Genomic DNA, 17,131 nt, shown 5'->3' on the forward strand with positions numbered 1-17,131 from the left:
GGCACTGGGGCACTCAGCCGGCGGCGAGCAGCGTGCGGGTGACCCGCAGCCCGACCGAGAGCCGGGCGAGGTCGGCGACGTCGTCGGCCGTGATCTCCTGCAGCGTGCTGACCGCCCGCTGCACCACGACCGCCTCCTGGCCCTCCCACTGCGCGACGCGGGCAGCAGCGCCCGCGCTGCCGTCGGTGCGGGCCAGCACCTGCGCCGTCAGCTGAGCGTGCAGGGTGTGCAGGTCGTCGCGCAGCGCCGCCCGCGCCATCGACTGCCACCGGTCGTCCCGGGGCAGCGCCAGGATCCGCCCCACCAACGTGGGCAGGCCGAGCCGCTCGCCGAGCGTGAAGTGCACCCGCGCGACGTCGAGCGGGTCGTGGCCCTCGCGCACGGCGGTGTCGAGCACCCCCAGGACCTGGTAGGCCGGCGGTAGCACCGCGACGTGGGTCGCGAGGTCGTCGGGCACACCGACACCGGTGAGCTCGTCGCGGCGCGCCACGAACTGCTCGTGCTCGTGCCCGCTGAGCAGCTCGGGCAGCGCGGCGACGAGCTGCTCACCCACGACCTCGAACGCGCTCACGGTCTCCTCCAGGTCCAGCGGCGGGCGCCGGTGGGTGACCAGCCACCGGGTGGCCCGCTCGACCAGCGTGCGCAGCTCGACGCGCATGTGGGTCTGGACCGCGGCGTCGACGTGGTGGTCCTGGCCAGCGATCTGCTGCGCCAGGCTGCGGGCGCCGAAGATCTCGCGCGCGACGACGTGGGCGCGCACCAGCTCCTCGGCCCCGGCACCGGTCTCGAGCGACAGCCGGTGGAAGAACGTCATCCCCGCGTCGTTGACGAGCTGGTTGACGACCTGCGTCACCACGATCTCGCGGCGCAGCGGGTGCTCGTCCATGGCGGCGCGATGAGCCGCGCGCATCGGCTGCGGGAAGTAGCCGTAGAGCTCGCTGCGCAGGAACGGATCGTCGGGCAGCGCCGTGTCGATCAGCTCCTCGGCCAGGACGATCTTGGTGTAGGCCAGCAGCACGGCGAGCTCGGGCGTGGTGAGACCCTCCCCCGCGTCGCGCCTGCGCGCGATCTCCTTCGACGACGGCAGTCCCTCGAGCTCCCGGTCGAGCCGACCGCCGCGCTCGAGTCGGCGTACCCAGTCCTCGTGCACGTGCAGCAGCGCCGGCGCGTGTCGCTGGGCGTTCGCCAGCGCGAGGTTCTGCTGGTAGTTGTTGGCCAGCACCAGCGTGCCGACCTCGTCGGTCATCGACGCGAGCAGCTCGTTGCGCTGCTTGCCGGTGAGGTCGCCCTCGGCGACGAGCCGGTCGAGGAGGATCTTGATGTTGACCTCGTGGTCGGAGGTGTCGACGCCGGCGGAATTGTCGATGAAGTCGGTGTTGATCTTGCCGCCCGTGCGGGCGTAGTCGATCCGGCCCGCCTGGGTGAAGCCCAGGTTGCCGCCCTCCCCCACGATGGCGCAGCGCAGATCCCCACCGTTGACCCGGATCGGGTCGTTGGCCTTGTCGCCAGCGTCGGCGTGCGACTCGTGCTCGGCCTTGACGTAGGTGCCGATGCCGCCGTTCCACAGCAGGTCGACGGGCGCGGTCAGGATCGCGCGCATCAGCTCGGTCGGGGCGAGCGAGCTGGTCCCGTCCGGCAGCCCGAGCGCCGTGCGCATCTGCGCGCTCACGGGGATCGACTTCGCCGAACGCGACCACACCCCACCGCCCTCGGAGATCAGGCTGACGTCGTAGTCCTGCCAGGACGAGCGCGGTGTCTCGAAGAGCCGGCGGCGTTCAGCGTACGACGTCGCGGGGTCGGGATCCGGGTCGACGAAGATGTCGCGGTGGTCGAACGCCGCGACCAGCCGGGTGTGCTCGGAGCGCAGCATCCCGTTGCCGAACACGTCGCCGGACATGTCGCCGATGCCGACGCAGGTGAACGGCTCGCTCTGGCAGTCGACGCCGCGCTCGCGGAAGTGCCGGCGCACCGACTCCCACGCACCGCGCGCGGTGATGCCCATCCCCTTGTGGTCGTAGCCGACCGACCCGCCCGAGGCGAAGGCGTCACCGAGCCAGAACCCGTAGTCCTGGGCGACGGCGTTGGCGAGGTCGGAGAAGCTCGCCGTGCCCTTGTCGGCCGCCACCACGAGGTAGGAGTCGTCGGAGTCGTGACGCACGACGAAGGGCGGCGGCACCGTCTCGCCGCCGACGCGGTTGTCGGTCACGTCGAGCAGCCCGGAGATGAACGACGTGTAGCACGCCTTGCCCTCGGCCATCCAGGCGTCGCGGTCGCTCGGGTCCGGCAGCTGCTTGCAGTAGAACCCACCCTTCGCCCCGACCGGCACGATCACGGCGTTCTTCACCATCTGCGCCTTGACCAGCCCGAGGACCTCGGTGCGGAAGTCGTCGCGCCGGTCCGACCAGCGCAGGCCGCCGCGCGCCACCGCCCCGAAACGCAGGTGGACGCCCTCCACGCGTGGCGAGTGCACGAAGATCTCGTACGCCGGTCGCGGCTCGGGCAGCCCGGGGATCGCGGAGGGACGCAGCTTCAGCGCCAGGTAGGGACGCGGGGCGCCCCCGAGCTCGTCGCCCATCGGACGGAAGTAGTTGGTGCGCAGCGTCGCGGCGAGGACGTCGAGGTAGGACCGCAGGATCCGGTCGTGGTCGAGGCTGACGACCTCCTCCAGCGCGCGGTCGATCCGCGCCCGCAGGTCGTCGGTGAGGGCGACCCGGGACTCGGCGTCCGCGGCCAGCTCGCCACCACGGGGGTCGAAGCGCGCCTCGAACAGCTGCACCAGCAGCCGTGCGATGTCGACGTTGCCGCGCAACGCCCCCACGATCGAGTCCACCGCGAACGGCGTGCCGGCCTGGCGCAGGTACTGCGCGTAGGCGCGCAGCATCGTGACCTGCCGCCAGGTCAGACCGGCCGCGAGCACCAGGGCGTTGAAGCCGTCGACCTCGTTGCGGTCCTCCCAGACCGCCGCGATCGCGTCCTGCACGAGCTCGCGCGCGCCGTCCGGCACCGGTCCCGGGAAGCGCAGCCCGAAGTCGTAGATCCAGGCCTTCCGGGGCGACCCGTCACCCGCACGCCCCTCGAGCAGGTAGGGCCGCTCGTCGACGACCTCGACCCCGAGGCTCGACAACATCGGCAGCATCACGCTCAACGACAGTGGCGGTCCGATGCGGAAGACCTTCAGCCGAGCATCGCCTCGCGCGCTTCCGACCGGCTGGAGGAAGGACAACCCCAGACCCGTGCCGTCGTCACCGCACGTGATGCCCTCGATCGTCGCGAGGTCGGCCGCCCCGGCGCGCGGGGCGTAGTCCTCCTTGTAGGCCTCCGGGAACGCATCGGCCCAGGCCTTGGCCAACCGGGCACCCCGCTCCTCGCCGTGCTCGGCGTACACCGCCGCGACGAAGTCGTCGCGCCACGACCGCGCCGCCTCGGCGAGTCGCTGCTCGAGCCGCTCGGCCTCCACGGGCTCGGCCACCGCGCCCTCGGGCAGCCGCACGACGAAGTGCAGCCGAGCGAGGAGGGACTCGGTGACCCGGGCGGTGTAGTCGACCGAGGCGCCACCGAGCTCGTGCTGCAGGATCGACGCGATCCGCTCCCGGACGGTGGTGGTGTAGCGGTCACGCGGGAGGTAGACGAGGCAGGAGTAGTAGCGCCCGTAGGTGTCGGGGCGCACGAACAGCCGCACCTGACGGCGGTCGCGGGTGTAGAGCACCTGCATCGCGATCGGCACGAGCTCCTCGAGCGGCGTGTGGAAGAGCTCGTCGCGCGGATAGGTCTCCAAGACGTCCATCAGCGCCTTGCCCGAGTGGCTCGACGGCGCGAACCCGGCGCGCTCGAGCACGTCGCGCGCCTTGGTGCGGATGACCGGGATCCGCGTCAACGACTCGGTGTAGGCCGCCGACGAGAACAACCCCAGGAACCGGCGCTCGCCGACCACCTCGCCGTGCTCGTCGTAGGTCTTGACGCCGACGTAGTCGAGATGGACGGGACGGTGCACGGTCGCCTTGGAGTTGGCCTTCGCCAGCACCAGCAGGACCTTCTCCCGCGCCCGCTCCCGCACGAGGGCCGGAAGTGCGGCCAGCGGCACCGAGAGGTCCGGGTCGGAGCGCAGGATCCCGAAGCCCGTGCCCGGGACGGCACGCAGCACCTCCTCCCCATCGACCTCGTCGAGGGCGTACTCGCGGTAGCCGAGGAACGTGAAGTGGTCGTCGGCCAGCCAGCGCAGCAGGGCCGCTCCCTCGGCGACCTCGTCGGCCGGCAGCGGCGGCGGCGCGGTCTCGAGCTCCTCGACCACCGCGAGCGCCCGCTCGCGCATGCGCTCCCAGTCCTCGACCGCCTCGCGCACGTCCGAGAGGACCTTGTGCAGCGAGGACTCGATCTCGGCCAGGTCGGCTGCATCGCTCTCCCGGTCGATCTCGATGTGCATCCACGACTCGCGCAGCAGGTGGTGGCCCGCCGCGGCTGCGCGCTCGGCCACCGCAGCCGTGCCGCCGGCCGTCCGGGAGGCGTCCTCCTCGCTCACGACGTCGACCAGCCTGCCCGTGACGTCACGGCGCACGAGCAGCTGCGGGTGGACCACGACGTGCACGTCGTGACCCCGCTCGGTGAGATCCATCGTCACCGAGTCCACGAGGAAGGGCATGTCGTCGGTGACGACCTCCACCACCGTGTGGCCCTGGGCCGACCACCCGTGCTCGGCCACCGTCGGGGTGAACACCCGCAGCAGCGGTCGCCCCTGGGGGCGTTCGGCGGCAAGCAGCTGATGGGAGACGGCCGCGCCGTAGAGGTCCGTCTCGCTGCGCCCGACCACGTCCTCGGGCGCGACGTGGCGGTAGAAGGACTGGATCAGCCGCGCGCACTCCCCCGGATCGCCCGCTCCGTCAGGCGCCCCATCTGCCGCCCCGTCTGCTGCCCCGTCGGCCAGTGCGACAGCCCTCCCGACGAGATCGTCCTTGGCCTGGTCCAACGTCGTCCGCATGCGACCCGAGGTTAGCCCGGTCACATCAGCCGGTCACAGGTGCTGGCGCAGCTCCCACAGCAACGGGAAGTAGCGCATCGGTACGCGGGTGCGCAGGTAGGCCGCGCCCGACGAGCCGCCGGTGCCCGACTTCGCGCCGATCATCCGCTCGACCATGACCACGTGACGTGCCCGCCACGCCGCAGCAAGCTCGTCGTGCTGCAGCAACCCCTCGGCCAGCGACCACACCACGGCGTACGACGACCGGTCGTGCGCGACCGTGCGCAGTGACTGCAGCACCTCGGCGTCGTCGCCGCACGGCAGGTCGTGCACGGTCAGCACGTGGCAGAAGGCGTCCCACAGGGTCGGCTCGGCCAGTCTCCGGTCCAGGCGAGCCCTCTCGTCGTCGGTCAGCCCGCGGAACCGCTCGAGGAACGCGGGGTCCTTGGCGCCGGAGAGGAACTCCAGCTCGCGGAACTGCACCGACTGGAACCCGCTCGCCGGCTCCAGGTGGGTGCGGAAGGCGAGGAAGTCCTGCGGCGTCATCGTCTCCAGCACGTCGACCTGGTTGACGAGCAGGCGCTCGATGACGTGGATCCGGTCGAGCAGGTGCAGCGCCCACCAGAGCTGGGAGTCCGCAGCCGCCGGGCGGGTGCAGGCGAGCATCGCGTCGCGGACCGCGGTCGTCTCGTGCAGCAGCTGCTTGAACCACAGCTCGTAGGCCTGGTGGATCGTGATGAAGAGCAGCTCGTCGTGCACCGGCGGGTCGGACTCGAGCACCTGGGCCGCCAGCAGGTCGGGGATGCGCAGGTAGGACCCGTAGGTCAGGCGCGCACCCTGCTCGCCGAAGTGCAGGTCGTCTCGGGGCTCGGCCATGGCGCCACTGTAGGCGTGGTGGGCCGCAGGCGGGGGTCGTGACGGGCATGATGGCGTCCGTGCCGACCACGAGGAGCAGCCGATGAAGTTCCGTGAGGAGCTGACCTACGACGCCGACGTCGCCCGGGTGCGGGCGATGCTCGCCGAGGAGGACTTCCGCGCTCAGGTCTGCGACGCCCAGCACGTGTTGGCCCGCACCGTGTCGATCACCCCTCACGGAGACGGCGCGGGCATGCAGGTGCGGGTCGAGCAGCAGCAGCCGGCCGACAAGATCCCCGCCTTCGCGCAGAAGATCGTCGGCCGCACCATCGACATCGTCCAGGAGGAGACCTGGCACGACGCCACCTCCGCCGACCTGCTCGTCACGATCCCCGGCAAGCCCGGCCGGCTCAGCGGCACCATCCGGCTCGAGGAGACGGCGTCGGGCACCCGCGAGGTCGTCGAGGGCGACGTCAAGGTCTCGATCCCCGTCGTCGGCGGCAAGCTGGAGAAGCTCATCGGGCAGCTCCTGGGCTCCGCCCTGCGCGCCGAGAACCGCGTCGGCCGGGCCTGGCTCGCCGGTTCCTGAGCCCGGGCCGAGGCGCGCTCAGCCCATGTGCGGGTAGCGGTGGGTCGTCGGCGGCACGAACGTCTCCTTGATCGAGCGCGGTGACACCCAGCGCAGCAGGTTCTGCGGCGCGCCCGCCTTGTCGTTGGTGCCCGACGCCCGGCCGCCACCGAAGGGCTGCTGGCCCACCACGGCACCGGTCGGCTTGTCGTTGACGTAGAAGTTGCCGGCGGCGAAGCGCAGCCGGTGGCTCGCCTCGGCGATCGCGTGCCGGTCCCGGGCGATCACCGCACCGGTCAGGGCGTACGGCGCCACCGCCTCGAGCTGGCCGACGACGGTGTCGTAGTCGCGGTCGTCGTACACGTGGACGACGAGGATCGGCCCGAAGTACTCGGTGGAGAACATGGCGTCTCCGGGGTCGGTGCCCTCCACGACGGTCGGGCGGACGAACCACCCGACGGAGTCGTCGGTCTGCCCGCCGGCCACGAGGCTCAGCGTCTTGGATCGCTTGACGCGCGCGATCGCCTTGCGGTGCTTGGCGAACGCGCGGTCGTCGATGACGGCACCCATGAAGTGCGAGAGGTCCCGCGGGTCGCCCATGCTCAGCGACTCGACCTCGGCGAGGAAGTCGTCGCGCATGCCCTTCCACAACGACCGCGGGACGTAGGCCCGGGAGGCGGCGGAGCACTTCTGGCCCTGGTACTCGAACGCCCCGCGGATGAGCGCCACCTTCAGCACGTCGGGATCCGCGGACGGGTGGGCGAGCACGAAGTCCTTGCCGCCGGTCTCGCCCACGACGCGCGGGTAGGTGCGGTACGACGCGATGTTGTCGCCGACCGTGCGCCACAGGTGCTGGAAGGTCGGCGTGGACCCGGTGAAGTGGATGCCGGCGAGGTCGGGGTGGGCGAGCGCGACCTCGGAGACCTCCAACCCGTCGCCGGGGAGCAGGTTGATGACACCGGGCGGGAGTCCCGCCTCCTCGAGCAGCTGCATCGTGAGGTGCGCCGCCAGCTGCTGGGTCGGCGAGGGCTTCCACAGCACGGTGTTGCCCATCAGCGCGGGCGCCGTCGGGAGGTTGCCGGCGATCGCGGTGAAGTTGAACGGGGTGACCGCATAGACGAACCCCTCGAGCGGCCGGTGGTCGAGGCGGTTCCACACGCCGCGGGCGTTGGCGACGGGCTGGATCTGCAGGAGCTCGTGGGCGAAGTGGACGTTGAAGCGCCAGAAGTCGATCAGCTCGCAGGCCGCGTCGATCTCGGCCTGCCAGGCGGTCTTCGACTGCCCGAGCACGGTGGCGGCGTTGAGCCGCTGGCGCCACGGCCCGGCGAGCAGGTCCGCTGCCCGCAGGAACACCGCGGCGCGCTCGTCGAAGGGCAGGTCCCGCCACGCCGGCGCGGCGTCGGCGGCCGCGGCGATCGCGGCGCGGGCGTCGGCCTTGGTGCTGTTGCGCAGCGTGCCGAGCACGTGCTGGTGGTCGTGCGGCTGCACCACGGCGATCTCCGCACCGCGGCCGGAGCGCCGCTCCCCGCCGATCGTGGCGGTGAAGTCGTGCTCGGTCGCCTCCAGCCGCGCGATCTCGGCCTCCAGCGCGGCGCGCTCCGGACTCCCCGGCGCGTAGTCGAGGTTCGGCTCGTTGAGCGGGGCCGGGGTGCGCGTGCGTCCGTCCATGCTGGCGATGGTGTCAGAGCGCGCCAGCTGCTCCAAGCCCTTCGCCCCCGGACCTCAGAGCAGCTGGTCGAGCTCCTGGGGGGCGTACCACCCGAGGTCGTGGTCGAGGCAGGCCTCGAGCCGCACGATGAGATCGTCGTCGCCGGCGCCCTGCCGGATCGCCGTGACCGCGGCAGCGACCGTCGCGACCGCCTCGTCGTCGTCCACGTGCCACGCGTCGACGTCGTCGAGGCGCAACGGCTCGGGGAGCCCCACGCCCGTCTCCGGCGCCTCCGGGTCGGGCGAGGCGACCGTGGCCGCGACATCGAGCACCGCGACCCGCCGACGGGCGGACGCCGCGTCCTCCCCCGCAGCGGCGACCAGCTCCAGCGACTCCTGGGCAGCGGTGAGCAGGGCGGCGTACTCCCACTCCTCCTCGTCCCCGTCGGGCCAGGACGCCTGCAGCGCGGAGGTCGACGCGTGCGCCGCACGCACCCCACCGGCCGGCAGCGGCAGCACCCCGTCACGGGCGAGGACCTGGAGGTCGCCCCGGGTCAGGGGAACGAACACGCGCGTGGTCATGACTTCTCCTTCGCTCCAGGCCGGGCCCTGCCCCGCGGCGCCCGCTGGCGGGTCTCGCTGGCGCTGTCGACCAGCTCCTCCAGCGCCTCGGTGATGCACTGGCCCAGGACCTCGATGTCCCAGATGGCGTCCCGGTCCGCGGTGATGCCGTAGCTGACCAGGCCGTCGTACGACGTCACGCCGATCGCCAGCGCACGCCCGGGGAGCAGCGGGGGCACCGGGTAGGTCTCCACCATCCGCGCGCCGGCCGCGTAGAGCGGGAACTGTGGCCCTGGCACGTGGGTCACGACGAGGTCGTAGTTGCGGCGACGGTGCTCCACGGCCACCCGCGAGCCGAGCGCGTGGAAGGTCGTGGGGGCGAACCCGGACACCCCGGCGATCTTGTCGGCGCTGACCGCACGGCCGGTGTCCTTGTGGGCGCGGAACGCATAGGAGACCTGGTGCAGCCGGACCACCGGGCTGGCCTCGCCGACCGGCAGGTCGAGCAGGTGCCCGGCGACCTGGCTGCCCAGGGACGTCGGCTCGGCCTCGTCGTCGATGACGCTCATCGGCACCATCGCCCGCAGCGAGCGCCCCGCGTTGACCGCCTCGCCTCGCGTCATCAGCCACGCCCGCAGCGCACCGGTCACGGTCGCGAGCACGACGTCGTTGATCGACGCGTGGTGGAACTCCTTGACCGCCCGGTGGGCGGCGAAGTCGGTCTTCACCGTCAGGACCCGACGCTGGGCGGAGAGCTCCGCGGCGAGCGGCGTCTCCGGGTGCGGCCGGCGCGCGGCGCCGCTGAGCTCCCCCAGCATGGCCAGCGCGCCGCGAGCGGTGCGGCCCACGGCCTCGGCGTTGACCCGCACCCCGTCGAGCACCACCCGGGGGCGGCGCACCGAGTCGCGCAGCGCCTCGACCAACAGCGCCGAGCTGCTCGGCTCGCGCTCGGGCTCCCAGTGCTGGCAGGGCACGTCGCGCGGGTCGGGATCGGTGTCGAGGAGCACCTGCAGCAGGTCGACGGTCGAGATCCCGTCGACCAGCGCCTGGTGCGACTTCGACAGCAGCGCGACCCGGTCGCCCTCGAGCCCCTCGACGACGTAGAGCTCCCACAGCGGACGCTGGGGGTCCAGCCGCCGCGACATGATCCGGGCCACCAGCTCCCACAGCTGCTCCATCGAGCCCGGCCGCGGCAGCGCCGAGCGGCGGACGTGGTAGCCGAGGTCGAAGTCGTCCTCGTCGACCCAGACCGGCATCGCCAGCCGGCCAGGAACCTGCCGGATGCGCTGGCGGTAGCGGGGGACGAAGTCGATGCGGTCGGCGATCAGCGACACGAGCGCCTCGTAGCCGAACCGCTGCTCCCCGGCCTCGTCCAGGGCGTCGAAGATCTCCAGCGTCGCGTTGTGCAGCGGCGCGTGCGCGGTCTCCTCACCGAGGAACGTCACGTCGTTGGGGCGCAGGCGCTCGGGCATGCGGACTCCGATCTTGCTGATCCGGGCGACAGGGAGGGGCTGGGTGTCCAGACCTGGGATTGTGACAGGGATTGTGACAGGGACCGCCTCACGCGGAGCCGAACCGCCGGCGCTCGCGCCGCCGGCGCGCCGGCCGGTGTCGACCGGCGACCAGGCCGAGCGCCCCGGCGAGGTCCGCGACGGCGGCGGCCAGCGGACCCTCGCCCGCCTCGCCCACGGCACGTCCTTCGGCGAGCGCCCGGTCGGCGCCGGCCTGGTCGTCGGGAAGGAACGACAACGACACCGGACCGACGAACCCTTCGACCATGGCCCGCACCTGGTGCTCACCCCAGCCGACCCCGGGCCGCATGCGGTTGACCACGACGTGCAGCGTGCCGGTCCGACCGGGGTCGGTGTGGCCGCGCTCGGTGTGGGCGACGAGGCTGCGCGAGAGCCGCGCCAGCCCGACCGCGTCGGGCGCGGCGACCACGAGGTTCACGTCGGCGGCCTCGACGACCTCACGGGTGACGTCGTCACGGGACCGAGCGCGTCTCTCAGGATCGACGCCCAGGCGGACACCGGCGTCGACCACCACGACACCACGCCGCCGGGCCCGGTCGAGCACGTCGGTGGCGACGCCCTCGCGCACCTCCGCCCAGCGGTCGGGTCGCGGCAGGCCGGTCAGCACCTCCAGGACGCCGCGGGTCCGCAGCTCGACGGCGCGCAGGGCTGCCGCGAACCGCTCGTCGTCCAGCTGGCCCTGGTTGACCAGGCGAGCCGCCGCGAGCAGGCCCGACACGTCGTCGAGGACGGCGAGGTGCTGCCCGACCGCACCGCCGACCGGGTCGGCGTCGACCAGGACGCACGCGCGGGTCCGGGCGACGTACGCCGCCAGGGCGACCGCCACGGTCGTCCGGCCGGGAGCGCCGGGCGGGCTCCAGACGGCGACTACCGGGTGCTCCGGCAGCTCGGGTGCCGCCGGCGCCTCGGCGGGCCAGGCGTCCGCCGGGTCCGGGTCGGTGACGTCGGCGGCGGCCGTGCTCACGGCCTGCGCCCAGGCGGTCTCCTCCGGGTCGATGACGACGTCGATGCCGACGGCGCGCATCCGGGAGGCCGCAACGGGGTCGGCGGTGACCGCCGCGGGGACCACGCGGCGGGCCCGCAGGGCGCTCACGGCGGCGGCGTCGACCCCGCCGAGGTCGGCGTCGAGCACGGCGACGCGGACCCGGCCGGTCTCGACCGTCGCGAGCAGGTCGGGCAGGTCGACGCACCGCTTGAGCACGACGGCGTCGCGGCTGCGGCCCAGCGCGGCGAGAGCCGCGGACTCCCACGCCGCCCCGGCGGCCGCGAGCACGACCGCGACCCGGTTGCCGGGTCCGGCGAGGTCCATCAGGGCTCCCGGGTGATCACGACGCCGGTGCCACCGACGGCGGCGAGCAAACGGGGCAGCGCGGTGTCCGCCTGCTCGGCGGGGACGGCGAGGATCAGCTGCCGCGTGCCGCTGGGAGTGAACCCCTCGGCTGCCGCCGGTGCCGCGATCACGGTGACGTCGTCGAGCACCTGCTCGGCCCCGTCTGCGCCCGGCTCGACGCGGCCCTCCGGGCTCACCCACACGTCGACGACCGACCCGGCGCGCACCGTCGTCGGCACCGCCTCGACGGGAGCGGCCACCGGCACCTCCACGACCTCGACGGTGTCGTCGGCCGTCCCGAGGGCAGCGCGGGGCAGCAGCTCCCCCGCCCCGACCGCGCGGGTCAGCACGACGTCCTCGGGCGGAGCCTGGGCGGCGGAGAGATAGCGGTCGGCCAGGTCGGCGTCGGCGAAGCGGATCCGGCGTTGCTCCAGCGAAGCGGGCTCGAGCGCCTGCCCCACGCCCACGTCGGCGGTCATCGCCCACACCGGGACGGTCTCGTCGGACTGGTCGAGCACGACGGCTCCCAGCACCACGGAGCCGGCCAGGACGAGGACGCCGAGCGCCATGCGGGGGTCGCGCCACCCCGGACGGGTGCCGCGACGGGCGAAGGAGGGATCGCTCATGCGGGACATGATGGCGGTCTTCGGCTCCCAGCCATAGCCCTTCATCCACAGGCAAACGGCACCTGCTGCACCGATCCGTCGGTCCGCGGTGGCACAGTGGGACGCATGAACGCACCCGGAGGCTCACCCCGGTTCCTCCAGCTGTCGGACGTCGCCGAGATCCTCAACACCTCCAGCGCGCAGGTCTACGCCCTCGTGCGCCGCAAGGAGCTGCCGGCGATCAAGATCGGTGGCCGGGGCCAGTGGCGCGTGGAGGCGTCGGTGCTGGAGGAGTTCATCGCCCGGATGTACGACGAGACCTCCGCGTTCCTCGACGAGCACCCGTTCGTGGAGTCCGGACGCAGCGACGAGGACTGACGAGGACCGACTGATCAGCCCACGCTCCGCACCGCGGCGATCGCCGCGAGCGGGGTGAGCAGCGGCGTCCGGTCGGGCGAGGTGTCGGGCAGGTGCTCGACGAAGTCCGCACCGACGCGCGTGAACCGGGTGGCGACCACCCGGGCATCGGTGCGCACGAGCACGCAGGGCTGCTGATCCTCGGCGATCCGGCGCAGCGCGGCGGCCCACCCCAGGCGGGCGGTGACGGGCCAAGCGTCGGGCGCGACCGCCCCGGCGACGGCGCCGGCGACCTCGGTGACGTGGGCGAGCGCCACCACCCAGCTGCGCGCGCGCAGGGCGTCCGACTCCTCGGTCACGAACGCACAGTCCGCGCCCACGCGCGTCAGCCGACCGGCCACCGTGCCGGGTCCGGTCACCTCGAGCCGCACCCGGGCACCCACGCTCGCCTGCAGGCGCTCGACCAGTCCGACGGCGCGGTACTCGGTGTGCGCACGGTCCGCGACCTCGGCCTCGCGCTCGGCCAGCTCCAGCGCCTCGGCCTGCTGCTCGAGGTCCTCGAAGAGCCCGCCGAGGCCGTCGGGGTCACCGCCCCGGTGCACACCGCCCATGGCTCCGACCCTCCCGCGCCGACGGCCGGGTTGTCCACAGCCACCCGTTGACGACCGAAGCCAACTCGGCGTACAACATGCAAACACACGCAAACGCAAAGGTTGGCCATGATCCACTCTCGGGAACCGTGGCAGGTGCGGGTCCGCGCCCTGCTCCTCACCCTCGCCACGCTCGGCGTCCTGGCGGGTTGCGTGCAGGCGGTACGCCGCGGCGCGGCACGGTCGAGCGAGGTCGGCACGCTCGGGTTCGCCGAGCTGTTGGTGGCCGCCTGTGCGGGCCTCGTGGTGCTGGCGGTCGCCTGGCTGTGCGTGCTGGTGCTGGTCGCCACCGTCCCGCTGCTACGGCACCCGACCATCCGGCGTACGCCGTCGCGGACCCCGGGACGCGTGGCGACCCTGGTCGCCGCCGCGTGCGGGCTCGGGCTCGCGATCACGCCGGCCACCGCGCAGGAGAGCCGTACCGACGTGGGCCGCACCGTCTCGACCGTCAGCGTCCTGCACGGTCTGCCGCTGCCGAGCCGTCCGGTCGCCGACGACCGGAGTCGTCGCCACGTGGTCCGGCCCGGAGACAGCCTCTGGTCGATCGCCGCCGGCGAGCTCGGCCCGAGCGCGACGCCTGCGGAGGTCGACACCCGCTGGCGACACATCCACGCCGCCAACGTCGCTGCGATCGGCCGCGACCCCGACCTCATCCACCCCGGCACCGTCGTGAGCTTCCCCTCCACCCCCTCCCGGAAAGGTCCGTCATGACCCCGCACGTCACCCGCCCGCCACGTCCGCGCACCGCCGCGCTCGCCAGCGTCACCCGGATCGACCGTCCACCCGTCGACGCCGACGGCCGGGTGGCGATGGCCTCGACCCAGGGCGCGCTCGCGCTCGACCTCGCGCCGCTGCCCCTACCGCTGCCCGAGACCCCGGAGCTGCGGCTGGTCGCACCGACCGAGGATCCTGCCCGCATCCAGCCGTGGGCGGCGCGGTTCGCCCAGGCGGTGGTGGAGGTCCTCAGCGGCGACCGGTCGGTGACCCAGCTGATCCGCTGGACCGACGAGGAGGTCTACGCGCAGCTGCAGCGACGTGCCGACCTGCTGCGCCGCATCGGCGGCGTGCCGACCTTGCGCGTGCGCCCGCAGGTGCGCAGCGTGCACGTGATGTGCCCGCACGACCAGATCGCCGAGGTCAGCGTCCACGTGCGCCACGGACAGCGCTCCCGGTGCATGGCTGCCCGGTTGGAGCGCTTCCGTGGGCACTGGCGCTGCGTGGCCCTCGAGATCGGGTGAGGCGGTCGCTCAGTTGACCCGCGCGGTCAGCCCAGTGGGGCCGCCCGGCGCGCCGTGGCACTTCTTGAACTTCTTGCCCGAGCCGCAGGGGCACTCGGCGTTGCGGCTGACCCCCGCGAACGGGTCGTCGGCCGCGGCCTGCGCCGGCGCCTGCTGCACCTCCGCCTCGCCGTCCTCGCTGGGAGCGGTGTAGGTGAGGTTGGTCGGCTGCTTGGGCGCGGTCAGGCCCGGGGCCACGAAGCTCGGCGCGTCGACGGCGTCGTCGACCTCGATGTGTTCCACGCCCTCCTCGTCCCCGTGGTCGTGGTCGTGGTCGTGGTCGACCTGGACCTCGAGGTTGAACAGGAAGCCGACGGACTCCTCCTTGATGCCCTCCATCATCGCGGCGAACATGTCGAAGCCCTCGCGCTGGTACTCCACCAGCGGGTCGCGCTGCGAGTACGCCCGCAGGCCGATGCCCTCGCGCAGGTAGTCCATCTCGTAGAGGTGCTCGCGCCACTTGCGGTCGAGCACCGAGAGCAGGACGCGCCGCTCGAGCTCGCGCATGACCTCTGCGCCCACCTCGGCCTCGCGCCGGTCGTAGGCCTGCTGTGCGTCGACCTTGAGGTCCTCGATCAGCTGGTCGCGGCTGATCGCGTTGCGGCCCCCGGCCTCGGCCTCGATCTTCTCGATGGTCAGCGTGACCGGGTAGAGCGTCTTGAGCGCCGTCCAGAGTGCGTCGAGGTCCCACTCGTCCACGGCGTCGAGCGTCGCGCCCTGCACATAGCCCGCCACGACGTCGTCGATCATGCCGCGCACCTGCGTCTGCAGGTCGGCACCCTCGAGCACCGCGCGCCGCTCGGCGTAGATGACCTCGCGCTGGCGGTTCATCACGTCGTCGTACTTGAGGACGTTCTTGCGGGAGTCGAAGTTCTGCGCCTCGACCTGCGACTGCGCCGACGCGATCGAGCGCGTCACCGACTTCGCCTCGATGGGCACGTCGTCGGGCACCTTGAGCGTGGTGAGGACGCGGTCCACCCAGTCGGACTTGAACAGCCGCATGAGGTCGTCCTCGAGGGAGAGGTAGAACCGCGACTCCCCCGGGTCACCCTGCCGGCCCGAACGACCGCGCAGCTGGTTGTCGATGCGGCGCGACTCGTGGCGCTCGGTGCCGAGCACGTAGAGACCGCCCAGCGCCTTGACCTCGTCGTGCTCGGCCTTCACCTGCGCGCTGATCCGCTCGAGCGCCTCGGGCCAGGCGGCGTTGTAGTCGTCGGCGTTCTCCAGCGGGTCGAGACCCCGCTTGCGCAGCTCCTGGTCGGCGAGGAACTCCACCGATCCGCCGAGCATGATGTCGGTGCCGCGACCGGCCATGTTGGTCGCGACCGTGACCGCACCCTTGTGCCCGGCCAGGGCGACGATCTTGGCCTCGTCGTCGTGGTGCTTGGCGTTGAGGACGGTGTGCGGGATGTTGCGCTTCGTCAGCATGGTCGAGAGCAGCTCGGACTTCTGGACCGACGTCGTGCCGACGAGGATCGGCTGACCGGTCTGGTGGCGCTCCGCGATGTCCTCGACGACGGCGTTGAACTTCGCCATCTCGGTGCGGTAGACGAGGTCGGGCTGGTCGACGCGCGCCATCGGACGGTTGGTGCGGATCGGCACCACGCCGAGCTTGTAGATCTTGTCGAACTCCGCGGCCTCGGTCATCGCCGTACCGGTCATGCCGGAGAGCTTCTTGTAGAGCCGGAAGTAGTTCTGCAGCGTGACGGTGGCGAGGGTCTGGTACTCCTCGCGGATCTGCACGCCCTCCTTGGCCTCGATCGCCTGGTGGAGACCCTCGTTGTAGCGCCTGCCCGCCAGCATGCGCCCGGTGTGCTCGTCGACGATGAGGACCTCGCCGTTCATGACGACGTACTCCTTGTCGTTGCGGAAGAGCTCCTTGGCCTTGATCGAGTTGTTGAGGAACGAGATCAGCGGGGTGTTGACCGAGTCGTAGAGGTTCTCGATGCCGAGGTGGTCCTCCACCTTGGTGATGCCGGGCTCGAGGATGGAGACGGTGCGCTTCTTCTCGTCGACCTCGTAGTCGACGTCCTTGGTCAGCGTGCGCGCGATCTTGGCGAACTCGCCGTACCAGCGCACCTCGTCCTGCGTCGGGCCGGAGATGATCAGCGGCGTCCGCGCCTCGTCGATGAGGATCGAGTCGACCTCGTCGACGACGGCGAAGAAGTGCCCGCGCTGGACGCACTCGTCGAGCGAGGAGGCCATGTTGTCGCGCAGGTAGTCGAAGCCGAACTCGTTGTTGGTGCCGTAGGTGATGTCACAGTTGTAGGCCTCGCGCCGCTCGTGGGGGCGCATGTCCGACAGGATCTTGCCGGTGGTCATGCCGAGGAACCCGTAGACCCGGCCCATCCACTCGGCGTGGTAGCGGGCGAGGTAGTCGTTGACCGTGACGACGTGGGCGCCCTCACCGGCCAGCGCGTTGAGGTACGCCGCCAGCGTCGCGACCAGCGTCTTGCCCTCACCGGTCTTCATCTCGGCGATGTTGCCGAGGTGCAGCGCGGCGCCGCCCATGATCTGCACGTCGTAGTGCCGCTGCCCCAGCACCCGCTTGGCCGCCTCGCGGACGACCGCGAACGCCTCGATCATGAGGTCGTCGAGGGTCTCGCCGTCGGCGAGCCGCTCGCGGAAGAGCGCGGTCTGGTTGCGCAGGTCCTCGTCGGACATGTCGACGAACTCGTCCTCGATGGCGTTGACCGCGCGGGCGATGCCCTCGAGCTGCCGCTGGATCTTGCCTTCGCCGATGCGGAGGATCTTGTCGATGATGGCAGGCACGAGCGTCTACTCCTGGGTACTGCGTC

The 17,131-nt window shown here is 72.2% G+C and carries 13 protein-coding genes; 4 read left to right on the forward strand and 9 right to left on the reverse strand.

The genetic code is table 11. From position 1 onward, the window contains the following. Positions 1 to 13 precede the first annotated feature (13 nt). Both J2S59_RS19810 and J2S59_RS19815 read right to left on the reverse strand, forming a co-directional pair. Positions 14 to 4,972: an NAD-glutamate dehydrogenase gene (locus tag J2S59_RS19810; RefSeq protein ID WP_306825432.1), complete on the reverse strand. Its 4,959-nt coding sequence runs from the start codon at positions 4,970 to 4,972 to the stop codon at positions 14 to 16. A 33-nt stretch (positions 4,973 to 5,005) separates the two neighbouring features. Next, the gene (locus J2S59_RS19815) at positions 5,006 to 5,827 is read right to left on the reverse strand and encodes a tryptophan 2,3-dioxygenase (protein ID WP_306825433.1); all 822 of its coding nucleotides are present in this window, start codon (positions 5,825 to 5,827) and stop codon (positions 5,006 to 5,008) included. A gap of 82 nt (positions 5,828 to 5,909) precedes the next feature. Here J2S59_RS19815 and J2S59_RS19820 point away from each other — a divergent pair, with 82 nt between their 5' ends. Continuing rightward, on the forward strand, positions 5,910 to 6,395 hold the full coding sequence (locus tag J2S59_RS19820; protein ID WP_068120815.1) for a DUF2505 domain-containing protein: 486 nt from the start codon (positions 5,910 to 5,912) through the stop codon (positions 6,393 to 6,395). 18 nt (positions 6,396 to 6,413) lie between these two features. On the opposite strand, the gene pruA is transcribed toward J2S59_RS19820, so the two are convergent. From pruA to J2S59_RS19845, 5 genes are all read right to left on the reverse strand, one after another. Beyond that, positions 6,414 to 8,042 carry an L-glutamate gamma-semialdehyde dehydrogenase gene (gene pruA, locus J2S59_RS19825; RefSeq protein WP_068120828.1) on the reverse strand — a complete coding sequence of 543 codons (1,629 nt, stop codon included), beginning with the start codon at positions 8,040 to 8,042 and terminating at the stop codon, positions 6,414 to 6,416. Positions 8,043 to 8,096: 54 nt separating this feature from the next. Further along, the gene (locus J2S59_RS19830; protein WP_068120817.1) at positions 8,097 to 8,603 is read right to left on the reverse strand and encodes a DUF6912 family protein; all 507 of its coding nucleotides are present in this window, start codon (positions 8,601 to 8,603) and stop codon (positions 8,097 to 8,099) included. Then, a complete protein-coding gene (locus J2S59_RS19835) occupies positions 8,600 to 10,054 on the reverse strand; it encodes a WS/DGAT/MGAT family O-acyltransferase (RefSeq protein WP_068120830.1) in 1,455 nt (484 codons plus the stop codon). Before J2S59_RS19835 ends, J2S59_RS19830 begins: the two co-directional genes overlap by 4 nt. Before the next feature lie 88 nt (positions 10,055 to 10,142). Continuing rightward, the gene (locus J2S59_RS19840) at positions 10,143 to 11,423 is read right to left on the reverse strand and encodes a CpaE/TadZ family protein (RefSeq protein ID WP_068120819.1); all 1,281 of its coding nucleotides are present in this window, start codon (positions 11,421 to 11,423) and stop codon (positions 10,143 to 10,145) included. Continuing rightward, the gene (locus tag J2S59_RS19845; RefSeq protein ID WP_181641962.1) at positions 11,423 to 12,070 is read right to left on the reverse strand and encodes a hypothetical protein; all 648 of its coding nucleotides are present in this window, start codon (positions 12,068 to 12,070) and stop codon (positions 11,423 to 11,425) included. Before J2S59_RS19845 ends, J2S59_RS19840 begins: the two co-directional genes overlap by 1 nt. A gap of 105 nt (positions 12,071 to 12,175) precedes the next feature. Between J2S59_RS19845 and J2S59_RS19850 the strand changes: the two genes are divergently transcribed. Beyond that, positions 12,176 to 12,427: a helix-turn-helix domain-containing protein gene (locus tag J2S59_RS19850; protein ID WP_068120823.1), complete on the forward strand. Its 252-nt coding sequence runs from the start codon at positions 12,176 to 12,178 to the stop codon at positions 12,425 to 12,427. A 14-nt stretch (positions 12,428 to 12,441) separates the two neighbouring features. Here the strand turns inward: J2S59_RS19850 and J2S59_RS19855 are convergent, their stop codons facing one another. Then, positions 12,442 to 13,017 (reverse strand): hypothetical protein, encoded by a 576-nt coding sequence (locus J2S59_RS19855; RefSeq protein WP_068120825.1) that lies wholly within the window; start codon positions 13,015 to 13,017, stop codon positions 12,442 to 12,444. Between the two features lie 108 nt (positions 13,018 to 13,125). On the opposite strand from J2S59_RS19855, the gene J2S59_RS19860 reads away from it, so the two are divergent. Together J2S59_RS19860 and J2S59_RS19865 are read left to right on the forward strand one after the other, a co-directional pair. Continuing rightward, on the forward strand, positions 13,126 to 13,767 hold the full coding sequence (locus tag J2S59_RS19860) for a LysM peptidoglycan-binding domain-containing protein (RefSeq protein ID WP_068120826.1): 642 nt from the start codon (positions 13,126 to 13,128) through the stop codon (positions 13,765 to 13,767). Then, the gene (locus tag J2S59_RS19865; RefSeq protein ID WP_306825434.1) at positions 13,764 to 14,294 is read left to right on the forward strand and encodes an Rv3235 family protein; all 531 of its coding nucleotides are present in this window, start codon (positions 13,764 to 13,766) and stop codon (positions 14,292 to 14,294) included. Before J2S59_RS19860 ends, J2S59_RS19865 begins: the two co-directional genes overlap by 4 nt. A 9-nt stretch (positions 14,295 to 14,303) precedes the next feature. Here the strand turns inward: J2S59_RS19865 and secA are convergent, their stop codons facing one another. Next, positions 14,304 to 17,105, reverse strand: a complete 2,802-nt coding sequence (secA, locus tag J2S59_RS19870) for a preprotein translocase subunit SecA (RefSeq protein WP_068124095.1) — start codon at positions 17,103 to 17,105, stop codon at positions 14,304 to 14,306. Between the last annotated feature and the right edge of the window lie 26 nt (positions 17,106 to 17,131).

Origin of the sequence: Nocardioides massiliensis (assembly GCF_030811215.1) — a bacterium.
Lineage (GTDB): Bacteria > Actinomycetota > Actinomycetes > Propionibacteriales > Nocardioidaceae > Nocardioides_A > Nocardioides_A massiliensis.

Coding starts and splice junctions, on each gene's coding strand:
- J2S59_RS19815 (WP_306825433.1), bottom strand. CDS start 5,827: ATGGCCGAGCCCCGAGACGACCTGCACTTCGGCGAGCAGGGTGCGCGC.
- J2S59_RS19835 (WP_068120830.1), bottom strand. CDS start 10,054: ATGCCCGAGCGCCTGCGCCCCAACGACGTGACGTTCCTCGGTGAGGAG.
- J2S59_RS19845 (WP_181641962.1), bottom strand. CDS start 12,070: ATGAGCGATCCCTCCTTCGCCCGTCGCGGCACCCGTCCGGGGTGGCGC.
- J2S59_RS19865 (WP_306825434.1), top strand. CDS start 13,764: ATGACCCCGCACGTCACCCGCCCGCCACGTCCGCGCACCGCCGCGCTC.
- J2S59_RS19840 (WP_068120819.1), bottom strand. CDS start 11,423: ATGGACCTCGCCGGACCCGGCAACCGGGTCGCGGTCGTGCTCGCGGCC.
- J2S59_RS19830 (WP_068120817.1), bottom strand. CDS start 8,603: ATGACCACGCGCGTGTTCGTTCCCCTGACCCGGGGCGACCTCCAGGTC.
- J2S59_RS19850 (WP_068120823.1), top strand. CDS start 12,176: ATGAACGCACCCGGAGGCTCACCCCGGTTCCTCCAGCTGTCGGACGTC.
- J2S59_RS19860 (WP_068120826.1), top strand. CDS start 13,126: ATGATCCACTCTCGGGAACCGTGGCAGGTGCGGGTCCGCGCCCTGCTC.
- pruA (WP_068120828.1), bottom strand. CDS start 8,042: ATGGACGGACGCACGCGCACCCCGGCCCCGCTCAACGAGCCGAACCTC.
- J2S59_RS19855 (WP_068120825.1), bottom strand. CDS start 13,017: ATGGGCGGTGTGCACCGGGGCGGTGACCCCGACGGCCTCGGCGGGCTC.
- J2S59_RS19810 (WP_306825432.1), bottom strand. CDS start 4,972: ATGCGGACGACGTTGGACCAGGCCAAGGACGATCTCGTCGGGAGGGCT.
- J2S59_RS19820 (WP_068120815.1), top strand. CDS start 5,910: ATGAAGTTCCGTGAGGAGCTGACCTACGACGCCGACGTCGCCCGGGTG.